This window comes from Lactobacillus leichmannii (assembly GCF_024701915.1).
GTDB classification, from domain to species: Bacteria; Bacillota; Bacilli; order Lactobacillales; family Lactobacillaceae; genus Lactobacillus; species Lactobacillus delbrueckii.
Window position 1 is genome coordinate 61,563 of sequence record NZ_QOCY01000044.1, and the last position, 18,376, is coordinate 79,938.

The window sequence follows — 18,376 nt, forward strand, 5'->3', positions numbered from 1 at the left end:
TCAATAGATTTTTGGAGGCAGATTATGTTTGGCAAGAAGAATAAAGCTGAAGCTGCTAAGGCAGAACAAGAAGCAAGCAAGAAGACTGACGGGCGGATCCTGCTTTACAGCGACATCATCGACGCGCTTTACGACGAAATGCCAAGAGAAAGCGGGAGGCCCTGCTGGAAGCTAAGCAGCAGCTGGAACAGAAGGTCTACCTGGGCAAGGTGATGCGGGACTTGCGGATCGCTTTAGAGCCGGTCGCGATCAAATCCCAGCTCAGCCCGCAAGGCAAGCAGATTTTCTGGAATATCACGGCTGGCGGCTACCAGCTCACCGGGGTTGGTCTGGCCAGCCAGACAGCCATGCTTTTTAGCGGCCGCTAGGGCTTGCTTTCCTTTAAAATTAGTGGTACAATATTGGGCGATTTAAAAGGCTGAAGTTCAGGATTTTACTGATATATTGTCCAGTAAAATGATACAGACAAAAACGACTGGTTCGTTTTTGTCTTTTTTATGCCCAAAATCCCGGCCTTTTTTAAATGTAACACAAATGTAATATTTGCTTTCTTCAACAGGATAGAAAGGATGTTTTCCTTGCTAAACGGACACGTAGTAAATTACGGACAACACCGGACAAGACGCAGCTTCTCACGGATTAAGGAAATCCTGCCGCTGCCAAACTTGACCGACGTACAGACTGAATCATACAAGTGGTTCCTTGACGAAGGCGTTAAGGAAGTTTTCGACGACATTCTGCCAATCAGCGACGCTTCTGGCCGCCTGACTCTGGAATACGTCGACTACAAGCTGCAAGAACCTAAGTATACTGTCGATGAATCACGCAAGCACGACGCGACTTACTCCGCTCCAATGCACGTGACTCTGAAGCTGACCAACCACGAAACTGGCGAAATCAAGACCCAAGACGTCTTCTTCGGCGACTTGCCGCTGATGACCAAGTCCGGCTCCTTCATCGTTAACGGGGCGGAAAGAGTTATCGTTTCCCAGCTGGTTAGATCACCTGGTGTCTACTACAGTGGCGAATTCGACAAGAACGGCCGGCAAATCTTCGGCACGACTGTCATCCCTAACCGTGGGGCTTGGCTGGAATTCGAAACTGACGCCAAGAACATTTCCTACGTCCGGGTTGACCGGACCCGGAAGCTTCCTTTATCTGTCCTGGTCCGGGCCCTGGGCTTTGGCTCTGACAGCGAAATAAAGGAAATCTTCGGCGACAGCGACACTTTGGACCTGACTTTGGACAAGGATGTTCACAAGAACCCAGCAGACAGCCGGGTAGCAGAAGCCTTGAAGGACATCTACGACCGCCTGCGTCCAGGTGAACCAAAGACTACCGACTCATCCCGGAGCCTCCTGGTTTCCCGCTTCTTTGATCCACGCCGTTACGACCTGGCTGCTGTTGGCCGCTACAAGGTCAACAAGAAGCTGAGCTTGAAGAACCGGCTTTTGGGCTACACTTTGGCTGAAACCCTGGCTGACCCTGACACTGGAGAAGTTCTGGCTGCCAAGGGGACGGTTGTCAACAACGAAGTCATGGACGTTCTGAAGGACTACCTGGACCGCGACGACTTCAAGACTGTTACCTACACCCCATCTGATGAAGGTGTAATCCCAGAACCTGTAACTGTTCAGGAAATCAAGGTCTTCTCCCGTGAAATTCCTGACCGGGAAATCAAGCTGATCTCCAACGGCCACATTGCTGAAGACGTTAAGTGCATCACTCCAGCCGACATCATCGCTTCTGTCAACTACTTCCTGGAACTCCAAGAAGGCGTCGGCAACATCGACGACATTGACCACTTGGGTAACCGTCGCATCCGCCGGGTTGGCGAATTGCTGCAAAACCAGATGCGGATCGGTTTGGCCCGGATGGAACGGGTTGTCCGCGAACGTATGTCAATTCAAGACGCGGCTACGGTTACTCCGCAGCAATTGATCAACATCCGGCCAATCGTTGGTTCAATCAAGGAATTCTTCGGTTCATCCCAGCTTTCCCAATTCATGGACCAAAACAACCCGCTGGGTGAATTGACCCACAAGCGGCGTATGTCCGCCTTGGGGCCTGGTGGTCTGTCCCGTGACCGGGCCGGCTACGAAGTCCGGGACGTTCACTACACCCACTACGGCCGTCTGTGCCCAATCGAAACGCCAGAAGGCCCTAACATCGGTTTGATCAACTCCATGGCCACTTACGCCATCATCAACAAGTACGGCTTCCTGGAAACCCCATACCGGCGCGTTTCCTGGGCAACCCACAAGGTTACCGACAAGATCGACTACTTGACTGCCGATGAAGAAGACAACTACATCATCGCCGGGGCCAATACTCCTCTGAACGAAGACGGCTCCTTCGTTGATGACGTGATCCTTTGCCGGCACCGGGAAGACAACGTCGAAGTAAGTCCAGACCGGATCGACTACATAGACGTTATTCCAAAGCAGGTTGTTTCCGTAACTTCCGCATGTATTCCATTCCTGGAAAACGACGACTCCAACCGGGCCTTGATGGGGGCCAACCACCAACGTCAGGCTGTTCCTTTGATCAACCCGCACGGTCCGCTTGTGGCTACTGGTATGGAATACCGGGCAGCTCACGACTCCGGTGACGCCTTGCTGGCTGAAGCAGACGGTGAAGTTGAATACGTGGACGCAAACGAAATCCGCGTCCGCCGCGAAGACCAGACACTGGACACTTACACCCTTGAAAAGTACCGCCGGTCAAACGCGACTAAGAACTACAACCAGACGCCAAACGTCAAGCGCGGCGACAAGGTTGTTGACGGCCAGGTAATTGCCAACGGTCCGTCAATGGCTGATGGCGAACTTGCCCTGGGTCAAAACCCGGTTATCGCCTTCACCACTTGGAACATGTACAACTTCGAAGACGCCATCATGCTGAGCGAACGCCTGGTTAAGGAAGACGTCTACACTTCAATCCACATTGAAGACTACGACTCAGAAGCCCGTGACACCAAGCTGGGGCCGGAAGAAATTACCCGGGAAATCCCTAACGTTGGTGAAGACGCCTTGAAGGACCTGGACGAAAACGGGATCATCCGGATCGGTGCCGAAGTTCACGACGGCGACATCCTGGTCGGCAAGGTTACCCCTAAGGGGATAACTGAACTGAGCGCTGAAGAAAGACTGCTGCACGCCATCTTTGGTGAAAAGGCCCGTGAAGTCCGTGATACTTCATTGAGGGTACCTCACGGCGGTGGCGGTGTGGTTCAAGACGTTCAAGTCTTCACCCGTGAAGCCGGCGACGAACTGGCACCAGGCGTTAACACCCTGGTTCGGGTTTACATCGTACAAAAGAGAAAGATCCAAGTCGGGGACAAGATGTCCGGTCGTCACGGTAACAAGGGTACGGTTGCCCTGATTGCTCCAGTTGAAGACATGCCTTACCTGCCAGACGGTACTCCAGTCGACATCTGCTTGAACCCAATGGGTGTGCCATCACGTATGAACATCGGGCAGCTGCTTGAAATCCACTTGGGCCGGGCAGCCCGGGCCTTGGGTATCCACGTGGCTACTCCGGTATTCGACGGGGCCAGCGAAGACGACGTTTGGGACTTTGTCCGCGAAGCCGGTGTTGACTCAGACGGTAAGACTGTCCTTTACGACGGCCGGACCGGTGAACCATTCCACAACCGGGTTTCAGTCGGGGTTATGTACTACCTGAAGCTGACTCACATGGTTGACGACAAGATCCACGCGCGGTCAATCGGGCCTTACTCACTTGTTACCCAACAGCCTTTGGGTGGTAAGGCGCAATTCGGTGGCCAGCGTTTTGGTGAAATGGAAGTCTGGGCTTTGGAAGCCTACGGTGCAGCCTACACCCTGCAAGAAATCTTGACCTACAAGTCTGACGACGTTGTCGGCCGTGTCAAGGCCTATGAAGCAATCGTCAAGGGCGAAAGAATTACTAAGCCAGGCGTGCCTGAATCATTCCGCGTTTTGGTCAAGGAACTGCAATCATTGGGTCTGGACCTGCGCGTTTTGGACAGCGACGAAAACGAAGTTGAACTGCGCGACATGGACGAAGACTCAAATGAACATGTAAACATCGATGCTTTATCTCGCCTTGCGGAAGCGCAAGAAAAGAAGAAGTTGGCCGAAGAAGAGGCCGAAATCGCCGCGGAAGGCAGCGCGGAAGAAGACGCAGCTGAAGCAGATGCTGATGCAAATGAAGCTGAAACTGCTGACGACGACAAGGCTTCAAAGTAATTGGGAGGTTAAACTTTGATCGACGTAAATAAGTTTGAAAGCATGCAGATTGGTTTGGCTTCACCAAACAAGATCAGAAGCTGGTCTTACGGGGAAGTTAAGAAGCCGGAAACCATCAACTACCGGACTTTGAAGCCAGAAAAAGACGGTCTGTTCGATGAACGGATCTTCGGGCCGACCAAGGACTACGCTTGTGCCTGTGGCAAGTACAAGGGCGTTCGCTACAAGGGGATCGTCTGTGACCGGTGCGGGGTTGAAGTAACGACCTCTCACGTGCGCCGGGAACGGATGGGCCACATCGAGCTGGCTGCTCCTGTAACCCACATCTGGTACTTCAAGGGTATCCCATCAAGAATGGGTCTGGTTTTGGACGTGTCTCCAAAGCAATTGGAAGAAGTTATCTACTTCGCTGCCTACATTGTCATCGATCCAGGTGACACTGGCCTGGAAGCCAAGCAGCTCTTGACTGAAGCTGAATACCGGGAAGAAAAGGCCAAGTACGGCAACCGCTTCGTGGCTAAGATGGGTGCCGAAGCTATCCGCGACCTGCTTAAGCAGGTTGACCTGGACAAGGAAGTTACTGCCCTTAAGGCAGAACTGCAAACCTTGAAGGGGCAAAAGCGGACCCGGGCCATCCGCCGGCTGGACATCCTTGATGCCTTCAGAAACAGCGGCAACAAGCCTGAATGGATGGTTATGGAAACTGTTCCGGTTATTCCGCCGGACTTGCGTCCAATGGTTCAGCTGGAAGGTGGCCGTTTCGCCACTTCCGACTTGAACGACCTTTACCGCCGGGTTATCAACCGTAACAACCGGTTGAAGAAGCTGCTGGACATGCACGCTCCTAGCTTGATCGTGCAAAACGAAGAGCGGATGCTGCAAGAAGCAGTTGACGCCTTGATCGACAACGGACGCCGGGGCCGCCCAGTTGTTGGGCCAGGCAACCGGCCACTGAAGTCTATCTCACACATGCTGAAGGGTAAGCAAGGGCGTTTCCGTCAAAACTTGCTTGGTAAGCGTGTTGACTACTCCGGCCGTTCAGTTATCGACGTTTCTCCAAAGCTGAAGCTTTACCAATGTGGTGTTCCGCGTCCAATGGCTCTGGAATTGTTCAAGCCATTCGTTATGCGGGAACTTGTCCGCCGGGGCATTGCTTCCAACATCAAGAACGCCAAGCGCAAGATCGATCGGGAAGACGACGACATCTGGGACGTATTGGAATACGTCATTAAGGAACGTCCAGTTCTTTTGAACCGGGCACCTACCCTGCACCGGCTGTCAATCCAGGCCTTTGAACCAGTTTTGGTCCCAGGCAAGGCCCTGCGTTTGCACCCGCTGGCTTGTGAAGCCTACAACGCCGACTTCGACGGTGACCAGATGGCCATCCACGTGCCGTTGTCAGACGAAGCTGTAGCTGAATCCCGCCTCTTGATGCTGGCTGCCCACCACATCTTGACTCCTAAGGACGGTACGCCAATCGTTACTCCGTCCCAGGACATCGTTTTGGGTAACTACTGGCTGACCCAGGCTGAAATCGGCCGGGAAGGCGAAGGCATGATCTTTGCTACTCCAGAAGAAGCAACCATCGCCTACAACAACGGTGATATTCACTACCACACCATCATCGGTGTGTCAGCCGCTTCAATGCCGAAGAAGGACTGGGGCGCGGGCCACGAAGACAGCATTTTCGTAACTACTTACGGCCGCTTGGTCTTCAACTCCCTCTTCCCAGACGACTACTTCTACATCAACGAACCAACCCAGGACAACTTAAAGCAGCCAATGGCTGACAAGTACTTCCTGGAAGATGGCCAGGACATCCAGGACAAGATCGCTGAAATTGGCCAGGACCTGGTGGCTACGCCATTCAAGAAGGGCTTCCTGGGTGACACTATTTCTGAAATCTACAAGCGCTACCGGGTACAAAGAACTTCTGAATATCTGGACGACTTGAAGGAAATGGGCTACTCAGCTTCAACTATTTCCGGCTTGACCATCGGTATGGCTGACGTTCCGGAAACCAAGACCAAGGATGCTTTGGTTGCTGAAGCCCGCAAGAAGGTTAAGCAAGTATCCAAGATGTTCCGCCGGGGCAAGCTGTCCGACAAGGAACGTCACGACAACGTCATCAAGATCTGGACTGACTGTAAGGATGCCGTTCAACAGGAAATTGCTGAATTCAAGGACCAAAGGAACCCAATCTCCGTCATGCAGCAGTCCGGTGCCCGTGGTAACATCTCCAACTTTACCCAGCTGGCTGGTATGCGTGGTTTGATGGCCACTCCAAGTGGTGAGTTGTTCGAAATCCCGGTTATCTCCAACTTCAAGGAAGGTCTGACCGTTCTGGAACTGTTCATGTCCACTCACGGCGCCCGGAAGGGGATGACTGACACGGCCTTGAAGACTGCCCAGTCTGGTTACCTGACCCGTCGTTTGGTCGACGTTGCCCAGGACGTTATCATTCGTGAAGACGACTGTGGCACTGACCGCGGCATTACTGCCAAGGCCATCGTTGACAAGGATGCCGGCTTGATTGAATCACTTTACGACCGTCTGGTCGGCCGCTTTACCAACCGGACTATCCGTGACCCGCAAACTGGTGAAGTCATCTGCCCTAAGGGAGTCTTGATGGACGAACAAATGGCGCAGAAGATTGTTGACGCTGGCGTGCAGGAAGTTCAAATCCGGTCAATCCTGACTTGCAACACTTCCCACGGTATCTGCCGGAAGTGCTACGGCCGGAACCTGGCCACTGGCGAAGAAGTTGAAATCGGTGAAGCAGTTGGTACGGTTGCCGCTCAGTCAATCGGTGAACCAGGTACCCAGCTGACCCTGCGTACTTTCCACACCGGTGGTGTTGCCGGCGCAGAAGACATCACTCAAGGTCTGCCTCGTGTGCAAGAATTGTTCGAAGCCCGCAACCCTAAGGGTCGCGCGGTTATCTCTGAAGTTGACGGTGTTGTTGACAAGATCGAAAGTAACGCGGCTGAACACTTGCAGGAAATCACTGTTAAGGGCAAGATCGACACCAGAGTCTACACCATTCCTTACACTGCTAAGCCAGCAGTTCAGGAAGGCGATGAAATCCACCGTGGTGACAAGCTGATCCCTGGTTCTATCGACCCTAAGGAATTGATCAAGGTAACTGACACCTTGACGACTGAAGAATACATCCTGGCTGAAGTCCAGAAGTCATACCGGACTCAAGGGGTTGACCTGGCCGACAAGCACGCCGAAGTCTTGACCAGACAGATGCTGCAGAAGGTCCGGGTTCTTGACCCAGGTGAAACCGACATCTTGCCAGGTGAAGTCATGGACATCGCTGAATTCCGCGACAGAAACCGTGACGTCATCATCAGCGGCGGGATCCCGGCTACTGCCCAGGCTGACATTCTGGGTATCACCAAGGCTGCCTTGGAAACCAACAGTTTCCTGTCAGCTGCTTCCTTCCAGGAAACTACCCGGGTTCTTACCGACGCGTCAATCCGCGGCAAGAACGACCCGCTTCTCGGTTTGAAGGAAAACGTCATCATCGGGAAGATCATCCCAGCTGGTACTGGTATGCCAATTTACCGCGACCAAGTGCCAAAGGCCGATGTTCAACAACCAGACTCAGTTTACTCAATCGCTGACCTGGAAAAGAAGATGGAAGACGAAAACAAGGAAACTGAAAGCAAGTAATCCAGTTTAATTAACAAGAAAAACGCTCGAATGGCTCAAAGTCATCCGAACGTTTTTTCTTTTACCCTAAAGGAAAAATTGGAGGTTGAGGCCCCAGAATAAGTAGGGCAGGAAGGCAAAGGGCTCTTTACCCGGCCGCTTATGCCAAAGCGCGTGGGCGATGGCCAGCAGGGAGGCCAGCAGGAAACTCTTCACAGCAACGGGACATGAAAAATTTAAAGACAGGAGTAAAAAATGCCAAACGTCTCCGCTGCCCATTTTCCCTGTAAAAGCGAGCCAGACCAGGACTGCCAGAAAAATTGCAGCCTGCCCCAGGCCTTCCGTGTTTGGTGCCTGGAAAAAATGCATCAGCCCGGTGGCCAGCGGTACGACGAGCAGGCAAGTATCAAAAGACTGTTCATGCAGGTCGCTGACAACCATTAAAAAGAAGTTGATTATAAAGAGCAAAGAAATAGCACTGCTCCTAGAATTGGAGATTAAATAAACTAACAAATTTCCGGCCAGAATGATGTAAGGGATATCATCCGCCAGCCAGCTTTTACACTCAAGAAAGGTATTATAACGATAACGGTCGGCGATGAAAACTGCCAAAAGACCGCAGAGTAAAGAAATCATTTCGCTGAGCATTTTTTCCCTCCACTTACTATTACACCTTTTTTGCCAATATTTTTTAAAAAGGCAAAAAATTGTCAGTTTAGGGAAAATTACCTGCTAAAAAACAAATTTCTCCAGAGATTGGGCAATCCCGTCTTCATCATTGCTACTGGTGACATAGTCAGCGGCTTGCTTAACCAGGTCATTGCCGTTGCCCATGGCCACGCTGGTGCCGGCAAAAGCAAACATGTCTAAGTCGTTTCTCTCGTCGCCGATCGCCATGACTTCTTCTGGCGCGATTTCCAGCCGGCCGCAGAGTTCTTTGAGCCCCTGGCCCTTGTTGACCTTGGGATTGAGCAGTTCAAGGAAGCAGGCGTCAGTCCCGCGATTGGCCGGCCGGAACAGAGAACGATTTTAACGCCGCGGTCAAGTGCCTTAGAGATGGCTTCCTTTGTGCTGGCCTGGATTTCTCCTTGGGAGTTGAGCAGGGTACCGTCAGTGTCGATAGCAATTAATTTGATCATTTTTTTACCTCATTTTTTCTTTTCTACTAACAATAAATTAATTTTTTCGCATAAAATCAATCTTAGCATAGATAGAAAACGCTGCCATCGAGTGAAAAAGCGCAGCTTTTTCCAGGCTGGAAATTCTAGAAAAAAGCTTTGCATTAGCTGGCAAATGGAGTATACTAACAGATGTATGTTTTGAAGATTACTCCGCGAGGCAAAAAAGAAACTCCCGGATATGTGAGCAAAATGATATATAAATTTAGGAGGAACTAGTTAATGCCAACCATTAATCAATTGGTTAGAAAAGGCCGTCACTCAAAGACTACTAAGTCAAAGTCACCAGCCTTGAACTACAGCTACAACAGCATGAAGAAGGAACAAGTCTTCAACCCAGCACCACAAATGCGTGGGGTTGCGACTCGTGTCGGTACTATGACGCCAAAGAAGCCTAACTCAGCTTTGCGTAAGTACGCCCGTGTACGTCTTTCAAACTTGACTGAAGTTACTGCCTACATCCCAGGTGAAGGCCACAACTTGCAAGAACACTCAGTTGTACTGATCCGTGGGGGCCGTGTAAAGGACCTTCCTGGTGTACGTTACCACATCGTTCGTGGTGCCCTTGACACTGCTGGTGTTGACGGCAGAAAGCAAGCTCGTTCCAAGTACGGCGCTAAGAAGGGTTAAAGGAGGACTTAAATAATGCCAAGAAAAGGTCATGTTTCAAAGAGAGACGTTTTAGCAGACCCAGTTTACAACTCAAAGCTGGTTACTAAGCTGATCAACCACTTGATGAAGGATGGTAAGAGAGCTCAAGCTTCATCAATCTTGTACGATGCTTTTGACATCATCAAGGACAAGACTGGCAAGGAACCAATGGACGTCTTTGAAGAAGCCATGAACAACGTTAAGCCAGTTTTGGAAGTTAAGGCTCGCCGTATCGGTGGATCTAACTACCAAGTTCCTGTAGAAGTTCGTCCAGAAAGACAAACTACTTTGGCATTGCGTTGGTTGGTTTCATACTCCCGCCTGCGTAACGAACACACTATGGATGAACGTCTGGCAAACGAATTGATCGATGCCTCAAACAACACTGGTTCAGCCGTTAAGAAGCGTGAAGACGTGCACCGTATGGCAGAAGCTAACCGTGCCTTCGCTCACTACCGTTTCTAATCCAGTGCTCGTTATCTAAGGAGATAGAAAATTATGGCTAACAAACGTGAATTCTCATTAGAGAAGACTCGCAACATCGGTATCATGGCCCACATCGACGCCGGTAAGACTACTACTACTGAACGTATCCTTTACTACACTGGTAAGATCCACAAGATTGGTGAAACTCACGAAGGTGACTCCCAAATGGACTGGATGGAAGAAGAAAAGGAACGTGGGATCACGATCACTTCCGCAGCCACTACTGCGCAATGGAAGGACCACCGGATCAACATCATCGACACCCCAGGACACGTCGACTTCACTATCGAAGTTGAACGTTCCCTGCGTGTCCTTGACGGTGCCGTAACTGTTCTGGACGCACAATCAGGTGTTGAACCACAAACTGAAAACGTTTGGCGTCAAGCTGAAAACTACGGTGTTCCGCGGATCGTCTTCGTTAACAAGATGGACAAGATCGGTGCCAACTTCGACTTCTCAGTTAAGAGTCTGCACGAACGTTTGAACGCTAACGCTATCGCCGTTCAAATGCCTATCGGTGCTGAAGACCAATTCGAAGGCGTTATCGACTTGTTCGACATGGTTGCCGACGTCTACGACGAAGACAAGCTGGGCGCAAACTGGGAAACTATTCCAGTTCCAGACGAATACAAGGAAGAAGCCGAAAGCCGTCGTGAAGAAATGATCGAAGAGATCGCTGAAGTTGACGACGACATTATGGAAAAGTTCCTTGGCGGTGAAGAAATCTCCAACGAAGAACTTAAGGCTGCCTTGCGCCGGGCAACTTTGGACTTGAAGGCCTTCCCAGTATTTGCTGGTTCAGCCTTCAAGAACAAGGGTGTGCAAATGATGCTTGACGGTGTTGTTGACTACCTGCCATCACCACTTGACGTTAAGCCTTACATCGCCCACGACAAGGAAGGCAACGAAGTTGAATTGCTGGCTGACGACAACAAGCCATTTGCAGCTTTGGCCTTCAAGATCGCCACTGACCCATTCGTTGGTCGTTTGACTTTCATCCGTGTCTACACTGGTTCATTGGAATCAGGTTCTTACGTTTTGAACGCTTCAAAGAACCAACGTGAGCGTGTTGGTCGTTTGCTGCAAATGCACGCCAACTCACGTACTGAAATCCCAGAAGTCTTCTCAGGTGACATCGCTGGTGCCATCGGTTTGAAGGACACTACTACTGGTGACTCTTTGACTGACCCAGCTCACCCATTGATTCTGGAAAGCCTGGACATCCCAGCTCCAGTTATCCAAGTTTCAGTTGAACCTAAGTCAAAGGCTGACCGGGACAAGATGGATGTCGCTTTGCAAAAGCTGACTGAAGAAGACCCAACTTTCCGTGCTGAAACTAACCCAGAAACTGGTGAAACTTTGATCTCCGGGATGGGTGAACTTCACCTGGACATCATGGTTGAACGTATGAAGCGTGAATTCAACGTTGAAGCAACCATCGGTGAACCACAAGTTGCCTACCGTGAAACCTTCACTGTACCAACTCGAGCTCAAGGTAAGTTTGTTCGTCAGTCCGGTGGTAAGGGTCAATACGGTGACGTTTGGATCGAATTTACTCCAAACGAAGGCAAGGGCTACGAATTCGAAGACGCCATTGTCGGTGGTGTAGTTCCTCGTGAATACATCCCAGCAGTTGACGCTGGTTTGCAAGAAGCCATGAAGAACGGTGTTCTGGCTGGCTACCCATTAATCGACGTTAAGGCTAAGCTGTACGACGGTTCATACCACGAAGTCGACTCAAGTGAAGCTGCCTTCAAGGTTGCCGCATCATTGGCGTTGAAGAACGCTGCTCCAAAGGCCGGCGCTGTTATCCTTGAACCAATCATGAAGGTTCAAGTCATCGCTCCAGAAGAATACCTTGGTGACGTTATGGGCTCAATCACTGCTCGTCGTGGCCAAATGGAAGGTATGGAAGACCGAGCAGGTGCCAAGGTCATCAACGCGATGGTTCCATTGTCAGAAATGTTTGGTTACGCAACTACCCTGCGTTCATCTACTCAAGGCCGTGGTACCTTCACGATGGTTATGGACCACTACTCACCATGTCCTAAGTCAATCCAAGCTGAAATTATCAAGAAGCGCGGCGGCAATGCTTAATGCTTCCTAGCATGATCTAGGCCTTGATTTAGACCAAAACAGAAATCCTAGTAAAGACATTACTTGTCCTTGCTAGGATTTTTTGTATTTTTTAAGAAAAAACTGGCTTCTGGAAATATAAACATGTTAAAAAGGAAAGAAAAAGTTCTCTGCCAAGGGAAAGGAATTCCAGGAAACTTTTTCGAAAAAATAGGGCTAAACCCTTGCTATTTAAGGCTTAAGGCCTTATACTAGATGAAGTGCTTTTGAGAGGGAAAATGCCCTCTGAGTACAAATTGTAGTTAGCTTAGACGCGGAAGGTTGCGGCACACTAGGCTGCATTGCCACAGTGGTTGTGCAGGGAATTTTCGCCGAGCTAGTCATCTTTTAAAGAAGACGTATAGGAGGTAATTAGATGGCAAATGAAAAGATTCGTATTAGACTAAAGTCTTACGAACACAGCATTCTCGATGAATCAGCTGCTAAGATTGTGGACACTGCGAAGAGAACTGGTGCTGAAATCTCAGGTCCAGTTCCGCTTCCAACTGAAAGAACTTTGTTCACTGTTCTGCGTTCACCACACAAGAACAAGGACTCACGTGAACAATTCGAAATGCGGACCCACAAGCGCTTGATCGACATCTTGAGCCCAACCCCTAAGACGGTTGACTCATTGATGAAGCTCGATCTGCCAAGCGGCGTAGACATCGAAATCAAGCTTTAATTTTTAGATAGAAAGAGGTGTAATCATGACCAAAGGAATCTTAGGAAGAAAAGTTGGCATGACTCAAATCTTCACTAAAGATGGTGTTCTTGTGCCAGTAACTGTTATTGAAGCAACTCCAAACGTTGTTATGCAAGTTAAGACTGTAGAAAACGACGGTTACGAAGCTGTACAATTGGGCTACCAAGACAAGCGTGAAGTTTTGAGCAACAAGCCAGAAAAAGGTCATGCTGATAAGGCAAAGACTTCACCTAAGCGCTTCATTCGTGAACTCCGCGGAGTAGAGCTTAGTGACTACGAAGTCGGCTCAGAAGTTACCGTGGAGACGTTCAAGGAAGGTGACGTTGTCAACGTTACTGGTACTTCAAGAGGTCATGGCTACCAAGGTAACATCAAGCGCCACCACCAATCACGTGGTCCTGAAACTCACGGTTCCCGTTACCACAGAATTCCGGGTTCAATGGGTTCAATCATCAACCGCGTGCCAAAGGGCAAGAAGTTGCCAGGTCACATGGGTGTGAAGACTGTTACTATTGAAAACTTAGTAGTAGAAAAAGTTGTTGCAGACAAGAACGTTTTGATGATCAAGGGTAACGTGCCAGGCGCCAAGAACTCATTGATCGTTGTTAAGTCATCTGCAAAGGCTAGCAAGTAGGAAGGAGGACTCAAATGGCTAATTTCAAACTTATGGATCAAAACGGCAACAACGCTGGTGAAGTAACTTTAAACGATAACGTGTTTAGCGTTGAACCAAACGAAGCTGTTGTCTTTGATGCAATCATCAGACAAAGAGCTGGCAAGCGTCAGGGTACCTCTAAGGTGAAGAACAGATCTGCCGTTCGCGGTGGTGGTAAGAAGCCTTGGAGACAAAAGGGTACTGGTCGTGCTCGCCAAGGTTCAATCCGTGCTCCGCAATGGCGCGGCGGTGGTGTTGTCTTTGGGCCTACTCCACGTTCCTACGCTTACAGCATGCCAAGAAAGCAACGCCGGCTGGCTATCAAGTCTGTCTTGTCACAAAAACTCCTTGACCAAAACTTGGTAGTTCTGGACAAGCTGACTCTGGACGCTCCTAAGACTAAGGACTTCGTTGCAATCTTGAACGGCTTGAAGCTTGAAGGCAAGGTTCTGGTTGTTTCAGACGACAAGAACGTACAACTTTCAGCCAAGAACCTGCCAAAGGTTAAGGTTGTTCCAGTTAACGGCTTGAACGTTGAAGACGCCGTTAACTACGACAAGCTCGTTTTGACTCAAGACGACGTTAAGAAGATTGAGGAGGTATTGGCTTAATGGACGCACGCGACATTATCTTAAGACCTGTTATCACTGAAAAGTCAGCCGACTTGATGGACAGCAAGAAGTACACTTTCGACGTGGCCTTAACTGCTACCAAGCTTCAAGTTCGCGACGCTATTGAAGAAATCTTCGATGTTAAGGTTAAGAGCGTGAACATCATGAATGTTCGCGGCAAGGAAAAGCGCGTAGGCCGCTACACTGGCAAGACTGCCCGTCGCAGAAAGGCTATCGTTGCTTTAACTGAAGATTCAAACGACATCAAGATTTTCAAAGACGAAAACAACGAATAAATCAAGTAATTAGGAGGTCAGTCAATTGGCTATTAAAGTTTACAAGCCAACATCAAACGGTCGTCGTAATATGACTTCTTCTGACTTTGCAGAAATCACTAAGTCAAAGCCTGAAAAGACTTTGCTTGCTTCTAAGTCAAAGACTGCAGGTCGTAACTCATACGGTCACATTACTGTAAGACACCGTGGTGGCGGTCACAAGCAACAATACCGTATCATCGATTTCAAGCGTACTAAGGACAACGTTAAGGCTAAGATTGTCGCAATCGAATACGATCCAAACCGCTCAGCAAACATCGCCTTGTTGCACTACACTGATGGTACTAAGGCTTACATCTTGGCTCCTAAGGGCTTGACTGTAGGTTCATGGGTAGAATCAGGCGCAGATGCCGATATCAAGGTTGGTAACGCATTGCCACTGAAGAATATCCCAACTGGTACTGAAGTTCACAACATCGAACTTAAGCCGGGCAAGGGTGGCCAAATCGCACGTAGTGCTGGTACTTCAGCTCAAGTTTTGGGTGTTGACGGCAAGTACACTCAAGTTCGTCTGCAATCCGGCGAAGTTCGTGAAATCCTTTCAGAATGCCGCGCTACTATCGGTGCTGTCGGTAACGAACAACACTCACTGATCAACATCGGTAAGGCTGGTCGTTCACGTTGGATGGGCAAGCGCCCACAATCCCGTGGTTCTGTAATGAACCCTAACGATCACCCACACGGTGGTGGTGAAGGTAAGGCACCTGTTGGCCGTCCACAGCCAATGACTCCATGGGGCAAGAAGTCACGTGGTGTTAAGACTAGAGACAGCAAGAAGGCTAGTGAAAAGTTAATCATCCGTCACCGTAAGGGTCGTAAGTAAGAGAAGGGGGTAATTAAATGAGCCGTAGTATTAAAAAGGGTCCTTTTGCAGATGCCCATCTTTTGAAGAAGGTTGACGAGCAACAAACCGCGGAAAAGAAGCAAGTTATCAAGACTTGGTCACGTCGTTCAACTATTTTCCCTTCTTTCGTAGGGTTGACTATCGCTGTTTACGACGGTAGAAAGCACGTTCCAGTTTTCGTAACTGAAGACATGGTTGGTCACAAGCTGGGTGAATTCGTGCCTACTAGAACCTTCCGCGGCCACAAGGCTGACGACAAGGCATCCAAGTAATAAGGAAGGAGAAACAATTAAATGGCAGAACAAATTAGTTCAGCTAGAGCTGAAGCAAGAACTGTTCGTATCGCCCCAAGAAAAGCTCGTCTCGTTGTAGACTTGATCCGGGGTAAGAGCGTTGCTGAAGCATTGGCAATTTTGAAGTTTACGCCAAAAGCTGCTTCCCCAATCGTTGAAAAGGTTTTGCGTTCAGCAGTTGCTAACGCAGAACACAACTATGATCTTGAAAGTGCAAACCTTTACGTATTAGAAGCATATGTTAACGAAGGTGCTACTTTGAAGAGATTCCGTCCACGTGCCAAGGGTTCAGCTTCTCCAATCATGAAGAGAACCAGCCACGTAGTTGTTGTTGTTTCAGAATTGAACGATTAAGGGAGGTATTTGAATGGGTTCAAAGATTAACCCAATTGGTTTCCGTCTTGGTGTTAACCGCGACTGGGAAGCTAAATGGTACGCTGCTAGAGGCTACAAGGAAACTTTAAACGAAGACCTTCGGATCAGAAAGTTCCTCGATGAAAAGTTGAAGGATGCCTCCGTATCTACCGTTGAAATTGAACGTGCTGCTAACCGTGTAAACATTGCTATCCACACTGCTCGTCCAGGTATGGTTATTGGTAAGGGCGGCGCTGAAGTTGAAACCTTGAACAAGGAAATCAACGCTTTGACTAACAAGCAAGTTCACATTAACATTGTTGAAATCAAGAAGCCAGATCTCGACGCCAAGCTTGTTGCTGACGGCATCGCTCGTCAACTTGAAGCTCGTATCGCTTTCCGTCGTGCCAGCCGTCAAGCTGCACAACGTTCAATGCGTGCCGGCGCCAAGGGTATCAAGGTACAAACTGCAGGCCGTTTGAACGGTGCTGACATAGCTCGCCGTGAATGGCACACTGAAGGCAGTGTTCCACTTCATACTTTAAGAGCTGACATCGACTACGCATGGGTAAACGCATTTACTACCTACGGCGAAATCGGTGTTAAGGTTTGGATCAACCGTGGCGAAATTTTGCCAGGTCGCAAGAATCAACCTGCAAAGCGTTCAAAGGGAGGTAAGAAGTAATGCCTTTAGTACCAAAGCGTGTAAAACACCGTCGTGAATTCCGTGGTAAGATGCGTGGTGCTGCCAAGGGTGGCAAGACTGTAGCATTTGGTGAATACGGTCTTGAAGCACTTGAATCCCACTGGATTACTAACCGTCAAATCGAAGCTGCCCGTGTTGCGATGACTCGTTACATGAAGCGTGGTGGTAAGGTTTGGATCAGAATCTTCCCTCAAAAGTCCTACACTGCTAAGGGTGTTGGTGTACGTATGGGTTCCGGTAAGGGTGCACCAGCAGGTTGGGTAGCTGTAGTTAAGAGAGAAAAGATCATGTTCGAAATTGGGGGCGTTTCAGAAGAAACTGCTCGTGAAGCAATGCGACTCGCAGCAAGCAAGCTTCCAATTAAGTGCAAGTTCGTGAAGAGAGAAGACCAGGAAGCAGGTGGCGCAACTAATGAAGACTAAGGAAATCAGATCATTATCAACTGATGAATTGTTGGCAAAGGAAAAGCAATACAAGGAAGAATTGTTCAACTTGCGTTTCCAACAAGCTACCGGTCAATTAGAAAACACCGCTCGCTTGAGCCAAGTCCGTAAGAACATCGCTCGGATCAAGACTATCTTGAGCGAAAAAGAATTAGAACAAAACTAGTGGAAGGGAGATACTAACTTGAGCGAATCAATCGAAAGAAACCGCCGCCATGTTTACCAAGGCCGTGTCGTTTCCGACAAGATGGATAAGACTATCGTTGTTGTAGTTGATACTTACAAGAACCACCCAGTTTACAGCAAGCGTACTCGTTACTCAAAGAAGTACTACGCTATGGATGAAAATAACGAAGCCAAGGTAGGCGACATCGTTCGTATCATGGAAACCCGTCCATTATCACGTACTAAGCGTTTCCGTTTAGTTGACATTGTTAAGAAATCTGTTTAATTTACGGATTAGCTAAGGGAGGATTTAATAGTGATTCAAACTGAAACTCGTTTGAAGGTAGCTGACAACTCCGGTGCACGTGAATTGCTTGTTATCCGCGTTATGGGCGGGTCAAAGCGTAAGACCGGTAACATCGGTGACATCGTTGTCGCGGCTGTTAAACAAGCAACGCCAGGTGGTGTTGTAAAGAAGGGTGACGTCGTTAAGGCTGTTATCGTAAGAACCAAGTCAGGCGCTCGTCGTGAAGACGGTTCATACATCAAGTTTGACGAAAACGCAGCAGTTATTATCAACGCTGACAAGAGCCCTCGTGGTACTCGTATTTTCGGGCCAGTTGCACGTGAACTTCGTGAAGGGGACTTCATGAAGATCGTTTCACTTGCCCCTGAAGTATTGTAAAAGGAGAGTTGCGCGAATGTTCGTTAAAACTGGTGACAAGGTAAAAGTTATTGCCGGCTCAGAAAAAGGCAAGGAAGGCACTGTCCTTTCCGTAAACGTTAAGAAGAACCGCGTGGTTGTTAAGGGCGTTAACATGATCAAGAAGGCTACCAAGGCTTCAGCTTCTAACGCTAACGGCGGTGTGGTTGAAACTGAAGGTTCAATCCACGCTTCTAACGTTAAGGTTATTGCCAAAGCTGAAAGCAACAAAGACTAAT

21 protein-coding genes and 1 pseudogene are annotated in these 18,376 nt (G+C 49.2%); 20 read left to right on the top strand and 2 right to left on the bottom strand.

The genetic code is table 11. From position 1 onward, the window contains the following. Positions 1-24: 24 nt before the first annotated feature. The 4 genes from DS743_RS05455 (at position 25) to rpoC (ending at position 7,913) form a co-directional block, all read left to right on the top strand. The gene (locus tag DS743_RS05455) at positions 25-213 is read left to right on the top strand and encodes a hypothetical protein (RefSeq protein ID WP_035183855.1); all 189 of its coding nucleotides are present in this window, start codon (positions 25-27) and stop codon (positions 211-213) included. Further along, entirely contained in the window at positions 210-368 is a 159-nt protein-coding gene (locus DS743_RS05460) for a hypothetical protein (RefSeq protein ID WP_181406077.1), read from the top strand. The genes DS743_RS05455 and DS743_RS05460 overlap by 4 nt, the downstream gene beginning before the upstream one ends. A 210-nt stretch (positions 369-578) precedes the next feature. Next, a complete protein-coding gene (rpoB, locus tag DS743_RS05465) occupies positions 579-4,232 on the top strand; it encodes a DNA-directed RNA polymerase subunit beta (protein WP_041812092.1) in 3,654 nt (1,217 codons plus the stop codon). Positions 4,233-4,247: 15 nt separating this feature from the next. Continuing rightward, on the top strand, positions 4,248-7,913 hold the full coding sequence (gene rpoC / locus DS743_RS05470) for a DNA-directed RNA polymerase subunit beta' (protein ID WP_072544244.1): 3,666 nt from the start codon (positions 4,248-4,250) through the stop codon (positions 7,911-7,913). Positions 7,914-7,979: 66 nt separating this feature from the next. Here rpoC and DS743_RS05475 read toward each other — a convergent pair whose 3' ends face one another. Together DS743_RS05475 and DS743_RS05480 are read right to left on the bottom strand one after the other, a co-directional pair. Then, positions 7,980-8,540, bottom strand: a complete 561-nt coding sequence (locus DS743_RS05475; protein WP_035183851.1) for a hypothetical protein — start codon at positions 8,538-8,540, stop codon at positions 7,980-7,982. 84 nt (positions 8,541-8,624) lie between these two features. Next, a pseudogene (locus DS743_RS05480) lies at positions 8,625-9,031 on the bottom strand (HAD family hydrolase). Positions 9,032-9,292: 261 nt separating this feature from the next. Between DS743_RS05480 and rpsL the strand changes: the two are divergent. From rpsL to rplX, 16 genes are all read left to right on the top strand, one after another. Next, positions 9,293-9,700 carry a 30S ribosomal protein S12 gene (gene rpsL, locus DS743_RS05485; protein ID WP_003613306.1) on the top strand — a complete coding sequence of 136 codons (408 nt, stop codon included), beginning with the start codon at positions 9,293-9,295 and terminating at the stop codon, positions 9,698-9,700. 15 nt (positions 9,701-9,715) lie between these two features. Continuing rightward, positions 9,716-10,186, top strand: a complete 471-nt coding sequence (gene rpsG / locus DS743_RS05490) for a 30S ribosomal protein S7 (protein ID WP_002878218.1) — start codon at positions 9,716-9,718, stop codon at positions 10,184-10,186. A gap of 33 nt (positions 10,187-10,219) precedes the next feature. Next, positions 10,220-12,304: an elongation factor G gene (fusA, locus tag DS743_RS05495; protein ID WP_003616949.1), complete on the top strand. Its 2,085-nt coding sequence runs from the start codon at positions 10,220-10,222 to the stop codon at positions 12,302-12,304. Positions 12,305-12,698: 394 nt separating this feature from the next. Next, positions 12,699-13,007 carry a 30S ribosomal protein S10 gene (rpsJ, locus tag DS743_RS05500; RefSeq protein WP_002878215.1) on the top strand — a complete coding sequence of 103 codons (309 nt, stop codon included), beginning with the start codon at positions 12,699-12,701 and terminating at the stop codon, positions 13,005-13,007. A gap of 25 nt (positions 13,008-13,032) precedes the next feature. Continuing rightward, positions 13,033-13,662 carry a 50S ribosomal protein L3 gene (rplC, locus tag DS743_RS05505; protein ID WP_002878214.1) on the top strand — a complete coding sequence of 210 codons (630 nt, stop codon included), beginning with the start codon at positions 13,033-13,035 and terminating at the stop codon, positions 13,660-13,662. A gap of 14 nt (positions 13,663-13,676) precedes the next feature. Further along, positions 13,677-14,294 carry a 50S ribosomal protein L4 gene (gene rplD / locus DS743_RS05510; RefSeq protein WP_002878213.1) on the top strand — a complete coding sequence of 206 codons (618 nt, stop codon included), beginning with the start codon at positions 13,677-13,679 and terminating at the stop codon, positions 14,292-14,294. Next, the gene (rplW, locus tag DS743_RS05515; protein WP_002878211.1) at positions 14,294-14,590 is read left to right on the top strand and encodes a 50S ribosomal protein L23; all 297 of its coding nucleotides are present in this window, start codon (positions 14,294-14,296) and stop codon (positions 14,588-14,590) included. Before rplD ends, rplW begins: the two co-directional genes overlap by 1 nt. 25 nt (positions 14,591-14,615) lie before the next feature. Continuing rightward, complete coding sequence (gene rplB / locus DS743_RS05520; protein WP_002878210.1) at positions 14,616-15,452, top strand: 50S ribosomal protein L2; 837 nt, start codon at positions 14,616-14,618, stop codon at positions 15,450-15,452. Between the two features lie 17 nt (positions 15,453-15,469). Next, the gene (gene rpsS, locus DS743_RS05525; protein WP_002878208.1) at positions 15,470-15,745 is read left to right on the top strand and encodes a 30S ribosomal protein S19; all 276 of its coding nucleotides are present in this window, start codon (positions 15,470-15,472) and stop codon (positions 15,743-15,745) included. A 21-nt stretch (positions 15,746-15,766) separates the two neighbouring features. Further along, complete coding sequence (rplV, locus tag DS743_RS05530; RefSeq protein WP_258945819.1) at positions 15,767-16,120, top strand: 50S ribosomal protein L22; 354 nt, start codon at positions 15,767-15,769, stop codon at positions 16,118-16,120. A 13-nt stretch (positions 16,121-16,133) separates the two neighbouring features. After that, positions 16,134-16,805 (top strand): 30S ribosomal protein S3, encoded by a 672-nt coding sequence (rpsC, locus tag DS743_RS05535; RefSeq protein ID WP_002878206.1) that lies wholly within the window; start codon positions 16,134-16,136, stop codon positions 16,803-16,805. Then, the gene (gene rplP, locus DS743_RS05540) at positions 16,805-17,248 is read left to right on the top strand and encodes a 50S ribosomal protein L16 (protein WP_002878205.1); all 444 of its coding nucleotides are present in this window, start codon (positions 16,805-16,807) and stop codon (positions 17,246-17,248) included. The genes rpsC and rplP overlap by 1 nt, the downstream gene beginning before the upstream one ends. After that, on the top strand, positions 17,238-17,435 hold the full coding sequence (gene rpmC, locus DS743_RS05545) for a 50S ribosomal protein L29 (protein WP_002878201.1): 198 nt from the start codon (positions 17,238-17,240) through the stop codon (positions 17,433-17,435). The genes rplP and rpmC overlap by 11 nt, the downstream gene beginning before the upstream one ends. 18 nt (positions 17,436-17,453) lie before the next feature. Further along, on the top strand, positions 17,454-17,720 hold the full coding sequence (gene rpsQ / locus DS743_RS05550; RefSeq protein WP_002878196.1) for a 30S ribosomal protein S17: 267 nt from the start codon (positions 17,454-17,456) through the stop codon (positions 17,718-17,720). A gap of 30 nt (positions 17,721-17,750) precedes the next feature. Then, complete coding sequence (gene rplN, locus DS743_RS05555) at positions 17,751-18,119, top strand: 50S ribosomal protein L14 (RefSeq protein ID WP_002878195.1); 369 nt, start codon at positions 17,751-17,753, stop codon at positions 18,117-18,119. Between the two features lie 16 nt (positions 18,120-18,135). Further along, positions 18,136-18,375: a 50S ribosomal protein L24 gene (gene rplX / locus DS743_RS05560; RefSeq protein WP_002878194.1), complete on the top strand. Its 240-nt coding sequence runs from the start codon at positions 18,136-18,138 to the stop codon at positions 18,373-18,375. Position 18,376 lies beyond the last annotated feature (1 nt).